Origin of the sequence: Plasticicumulans sp., from assembly GCF_035331805.1 — a bacterium.
Taxonomy (GTDB): Bacteria; Pseudomonadota; Gammaproteobacteria; order Competibacterales; family Competibacteraceae; genus Plasticicumulans.
Genome location: NZ_DAOLKE010000099.1, coordinates 2633 through 7796, shown reverse-complemented (window position 1 = coordinate 7796; position 5164 = coordinate 2633). Strand labels below are relative to the sequence as shown.

At 72.3% G+C, this 5164-nt stretch carries 6 protein-coding genes; 1 reads left to right on the top strand and 5 read right to left on the bottom strand.

Translation table 11 applies throughout. The features are described from left to right. The 5 genes from PKE44_RS09040 to PKE44_RS09020 form a co-directional block, all read right to left on the bottom strand. The coding region (locus PKE44_RS09040; RefSeq protein WP_324550284.1) for an anti-sigma factor at nt 1-812 on the bottom strand (812 nt) is incomplete at its 3' end. Further along, nucleotides 809-1315, bottom strand: a complete 507-nt coding sequence (locus tag PKE44_RS09035; RefSeq protein WP_324550283.1) for a sigma-70 family RNA polymerase sigma factor — start codon at nt 1313-1315, stop codon at nt 809-811. The genes PKE44_RS09035 and PKE44_RS09040, both read right to left, overlap by 4 nt. Nucleotides 1316-1445: 130 nt before the next feature. Beyond that, on the bottom strand, nt 1446-1808 hold the full coding sequence (locus tag PKE44_RS09030) for a cupredoxin domain-containing protein (RefSeq protein ID WP_324550281.1): 363 nt from the start codon (nt 1806-1808) through the stop codon (nt 1446-1448). Between the two features lie 95 nt (nt 1809-1903). Beyond that, on the bottom strand, nt 1904-2902 hold the full coding sequence (locus PKE44_RS09025; RefSeq protein WP_324550278.1) for a metallophosphoesterase: 999 nt from the start codon (nt 2900-2902) through the stop codon (nt 1904-1906). 70 nt (nt 2903-2972) lie between these two features. Beyond that, the gene (locus tag PKE44_RS09020; protein WP_324550276.1) at nt 2973-3689 is read right to left on the bottom strand and encodes a GntR family transcriptional regulator; all 717 of its coding nucleotides are present in this window, start codon (nt 3687-3689) and stop codon (nt 2973-2975) included. Between the two features lie 123 nt (nt 3690-3812). On the opposite strand from PKE44_RS09020, the gene PKE44_RS09015 reads away from it, so the two are divergent. Then, nucleotides 3813-5164, top strand: a 1352-nt coding sequence (locus PKE44_RS09015) for a glutamine synthetase family protein (RefSeq protein WP_324550274.1), incomplete at its 3' end; no start/stop codon positions are given.

The following is a 5164-nucleotide window of genomic DNA, read 5'->3' as shown; positions in this document are numbered from 1 at the left end:
ACCGCGACGTGCGCCATGCCGGCGTGCTGCCAGCGCAGCACGCCATAGCCATCGACCGTCGACAGCTCCGGCGAGCTTTCCTCGCGCGAGCCGACCGGGATCAGGCTCAGGCTGATCAGGTGTTCGCGGTGGCCGTAGACCAGCGTCGGCGCCGGGCGGCCGTCGACGATCTCGATGCGCGCACCGAGCAGCGGATAGCCGCCGGCGGCGAGGTCGATGACGGTCGGGGCCAGCGCCAGCCGGCTGCCGAGCCAGGGCTTGACCGTGTGCCGGTCGCTGCTCGCGACATCGACCGGGTGCTGCGCGAGCAGCGCGCGGCGGTGGCCGGCGACGGTGGCCGCGATCTGCGCCTGCTGTGCATCGGGCGCGAAGTACAGCGCGGCGCTGCCGTACACGAGGCCGGCGCTCAGCAGGCAGCTCGCGGCCAGCGCTCGCCAGTCGCTGTGCCAGCCGCGGCGGCGGGTTCGGGTCTGGGCGGCAGGGAGCGGGGTGACGGGCGCGGTCACGGGGCTGGTCACGGGCACATCGGCGGCGGCCTGCGCCCACGGCTGCGCGAGCCGGGCACGCAGCGCCGCGGACGGGCCATGTTCGGTCGAGATGCGCGACAAGGCCCGGTGCAGCGCGGCGATCCGTTCGGCTTCGGCGGCGAATGCCGGGTCGGCGGCGCGGCGGCGGGCGAGGGCGAGACTCGCCGCCGGGTCGAGTTCACCGTCGAGATCGGCGTGCAGCAGCAGACGCTCCGGATCGTCCGGGGCCGGCGGCAGCGCGGCGTCGGGATCGGGGTAGCCGGCGGGTTCGTGGCGGTCGTTCATGCCGGGCTCCCGCCGAGGTCGGCGATCAGGCGGCTGCGGGCGCGGGCGAGGCGCGACATCACCGTGCCGACCGGCACGCCGGTCAGTTCGGCGATCTCGCGGTAGCCGAGGGCGTGGAATTCGCGCAGCACCAGGGTTTCGCGGAACACCGGCGGCAGCGCCGCGACCGCGGCGGCGAGGCGCTCGCGGTCGGCCTGCTCGATCGCCAGCGCCTCGGGCGGTACGGGGGGCTGCGGCGCGTAGCCGGGCAGCTCGATGCCGCGCTCGGCTTCGGTGGCGGCCGGATCGTCGGTGTATTCGAGCGCGTGCGGGCGGTTGCGCGCGAGCCAGGTGTACGCGCAGTTGCGCACGATCGCGAGGAACCAGGCACGCGCACTGCCGCCGGCGTAGCTGCCGAGCGCGGCCCAGGCGCGGGCGCAGGCGTCCTGCAGCACGTCCTCGGCGTCGGTGGCGTTGCCGGTCAGCCAGCGCGCCAGCGCATAGCCACCATCGATCCAGGGCATGACCACCTCCGCGTAGCGCTGCTGCGCCCGGGTTCTGTCAGCGATGTCGGTCGTCACGGTGCGAACCGTCTCCATAAGCCGCAAGGCCCGGCCCGGCCGCAGCCGGCCGGGCGGCGGGTTCAGGCCGGGTTCATTGCGCAGCGCGCACGCTGATGTGGCCCTGCATGTGCGGATGCAGGCCGCAGACGTAGTCGATCTCGCCCGGCGCATCGAGCTGCGTCTCCCAGCTGTCGTCCTGATCGAGCGCCGGCGAGCGCAGCGCGGCCGCGCTGCCGAGGCCGACGACGTTGTGCGGTACGTCATCGGCGTTCTTCCAGAGGATGCGCGTGCCGGGTGCGACGACGAGCGTGCGCGGTTCGAAAGCGTATCCGTGGATCGTGACCGTGACCGCTGCGGGGGCGGCGCGGGCCGGGGACAGCACGAGCAGGGCCAGCAGCACCGGCAGGGCGGCGGCAAGGAGCGGGCGGGGCGGGAGGGTGCAGGCGAAGGACATGGCAGGGATTCCGGAGGTCGGGCGGCGATGGACGCGGGGCCGGGCGGCTCGAAAGCGCCGGTGCTCGGCGTCGGGGCAGAAGGCGCGGGCCGGCGTCAGGCCAGCGGGTAGTCGGTCAGCTGCGCACCGGGTGCGGTGCGGGTCAGCTGCAGGCTGCGCACGCCGAGCACGTGCCGGAGCTGTTCGGCCGGCACCACCAGCGGGCCGGGCGAGGCCGCGGTGCCGGGGGCCGGCTGCGGGTAGGCGGTCGAGTAGGCGGTGTGGAAGCTGACGTTGCCCTCGACCTTCTGCAGCGTCTGGTGGATGTGGCCGTTCAGCACCGTCACCGAGCCGAAGCGCTTCAGCAGCGCGAGCGCCTGCGCGGCGTCGTCGGTGCCCCAGCCCCAGTCGGCGTACACGGTCCACAGCGGGATGTGTGCGAACACCACGACCGGCGTCGAATCGCGCACGGCCTTCAGGTCATCGGCGAGCCACGCAAGCTGCGCGGCCCCGAGCCGGCCGAGGCCGCCGGGCTTGAAGTCGAGCACGTTGACCAGGCCGACGAAATGCACGCCGTGGTCCTCGAAGCTGTACCAGCCGGCGCCCTGCGTGCCCTTGCCGTAGCGATCGAGCCAGGCCCGCCCGGCGCCTTCGTCGATCACGTCGTGCTCGCCCGGCACGTAGAAGGTCGGCAGCCCGAGTCCGCCGATCAGCTGCGCGGCGGTGTCGAACTCGGCCGGCTTCGACAGGTGCGTGACATCGCCGGTATGCAGCATCAGCGCCGGACGCTCGGGCAGCGCGCGCACCTTGTCGAGCGCGAGGTTCAGCGTCAGCAGCGGATCGGGGTTCGCGGCCTTGTTGAAGCCGATGTGGCTGTCGCTGATCTGCACGAAGCGGAAGGCACCGGCATCGGTCTTGGCCTCGGCCGCATTCGCGTCACCGATCGCACCGAGCCAGCGCGGCACGCCGCCGTGCATTGCCCACAGCGCGCCGGTGCCGGCCCAGAACAGGCAGCCGAGCGCCTGCCGGCGCGTGAGGCCGGCGGATGGCGGCTGCCCGGATTCGATGGAGGGGGCGGCGGGTGAAGCGCTGCGGTCGGAACGGGATGAGGACATGGGGGCGGTCTCCGCTGCTGCGGCCCCGGAAGCGGGACCGTTGCACGGGAGACGCGCCGGGCCGGGTGGTTTATTCCCGGGCGGATGCAGATCGCTCTGCCGGTGCCGCAGCGTCCCGGTACAGCCGCAGCAGTTCCTCGTGGCTCAGCGAGCCCATGCCGTCGCGGATGTCGCTCTCGATCGCCAGGCGCAGCGCCAGCGGATCGCGCCGTTCGAGCGCGGCCAGCGCCTCGACGTGGCGATCGAGCACGTAGCTCGCGCCGATGCGGCCGATGGTCGCGCGCATGAACGGCCCGAACTGCAGCCACAGGCTCTCGATCAGCGGGATCAGCACCTGCGGCTCGCCGGCGCGGTACAGCGTCAGGTGAAAGAGCTGGTTGAGCTGCAGGTAACGCTCGACCTCGCCGGCAGCGAGCGCGGCGTCGATGCCGGCGTCGATCTGCCGGAGTTCCGCGAGCCGCGTGCCGTCGACGTGCGGCAGCGCCCGCACCGCCGCCAGCGGCTCCAGCGCGAGGCGCGCGGCGCAGAGCTCATCGAGCCGCGCCGGCGTCATGTGCGGCACGCTGACGCGGCGGTTGGCGAGCAGTTCCAGCGCGCGTTCGGCGACCAGCCGGCGCAGCGCCTCGCGCACCGGCATCAGGCTGGTGCCGAGCATCGCCGCGACGCCGCGGATGGTCAGCGCCCGCCCCGGCACGAAGCGCCCGCACATGATCGCGCCGCGCAGCGACTGGTAGACCTGTTCGTGCAGGGTGGCGCCGGCGGTGCGCTCGGCGGCGGGCAGCGTCACGGGCATCGGGGTGGGAGGCGGTGGACTCGACAGCTCCGGAAACATGTGATCACAATCGGCCGGCAGTCTTCGCGAACACCCGAACGGCGTCAAGCGATGCCCCTGCCCCCGAGGAATCCTCCGATGAGTCCCGCCAACGTCGCGCACGACGAGGTCGGCCGCTTCCTGGCCGCGCATCCCGAAGTCGAAGTCTTCGAGCTGCTGATCCCGGACACCAACGGCGTGCTGCGCGGCAAGTGGGTGCCGCGCAGTGCGGTCGAGAAGGTCTACAGCGCCGGCATCCGCCTGCCTTCGTCGGTGTTCGCGCTCGACATCTGGGGCAACGACGTGCTCGCCAGCGGCCTCGTGATCGAGACCGGCGACCGCGACGGCCTCTGCAAGCCGGTCGCCGGTTCGCTGACGCTGGTGCCGTGGCTCAAGCGCCCGACCGCGCAGGTGCTGATGGCGATGTACGACCCGGACAGCGTCCAGCCCTTCTTCGGCGATCCGCGCCAGGTGCTCGCGCAGGTGCTGGCCGGCTACACGGCGCTCGGGCTGACGCCGGTCGTGGCGCTGGAGCTGGAGTTCTACCTGCTCGATCGCGAGCCCTCGCCGGATGGCTCGCCGCAGCCGCCGCTGTCGCCCGGCACCGGCCGCCGGCAGTGGAGTTCGCAGGTCTACGGCATCGACGAGCTGCACGAGTTCGAGGACTTCTTCGACGGCGTCGCCCGCGCCTGCGTGCTGCAGCGCCTGCCGGTCGACACCACGGTCGCCGAACAGGCGCCGAACCAGTACGAAATCAACCTCAAGCACGTCGACGACGCCATCCTCGCCGCCGACAACGCCGTGCTGCTCAAGCGCGTGATCAAGGGCGTCGCGCAGCAGCACCAGATGGCCGCGACCTTCATGGCCAAGCCCTACGGCGAACTCGCCGGCAATGGCATGCACATCCACTTCAGCCTGATCGACGAGCGCGGCTTCAACGTCTTCGATGACGGCAGCGCCGAAGGCAGCGCGCTGCTCAAGCACGCAATCGCCGGCATGGTCACGACCATGCGCGAGACGATGGCGCTCTATGCCCCGAACACCAATTCCTACCGCCGCTTCCAGCCCGGCAGCCACGCGCCGGTTTCGGCGAGCTGGGGCTACGACAACCGCGCCGCGGCGCTGCGCATTCCGTCCGGCGAGCGGCAGGCGATGCGCATCGAACACCGCCTCGCCGGCGCCGACGCCAATCCGTATCTGGCGCTGGCGGCGATGCTGGCCGGGGGCCTGCGCGGCATCCGCGAGAAGCTCGATCCCGGTGAGCCCAGTCGCGGCCATGTCGGCAACGGACAGGCGCCGGTGCTGCCGGCCTCGCTGAAGCACGCGCTGGAAATCTTCGACAAGTCCCCGTTCCCGCGCGAAGCCTTCGGCGACTCCTACCCGCGCCTCTACAGCGCCTGTCGCTGGCAGGAGCTGGAGAAGTTCGGCAAGCAGGTCACGCCGCTGGAATA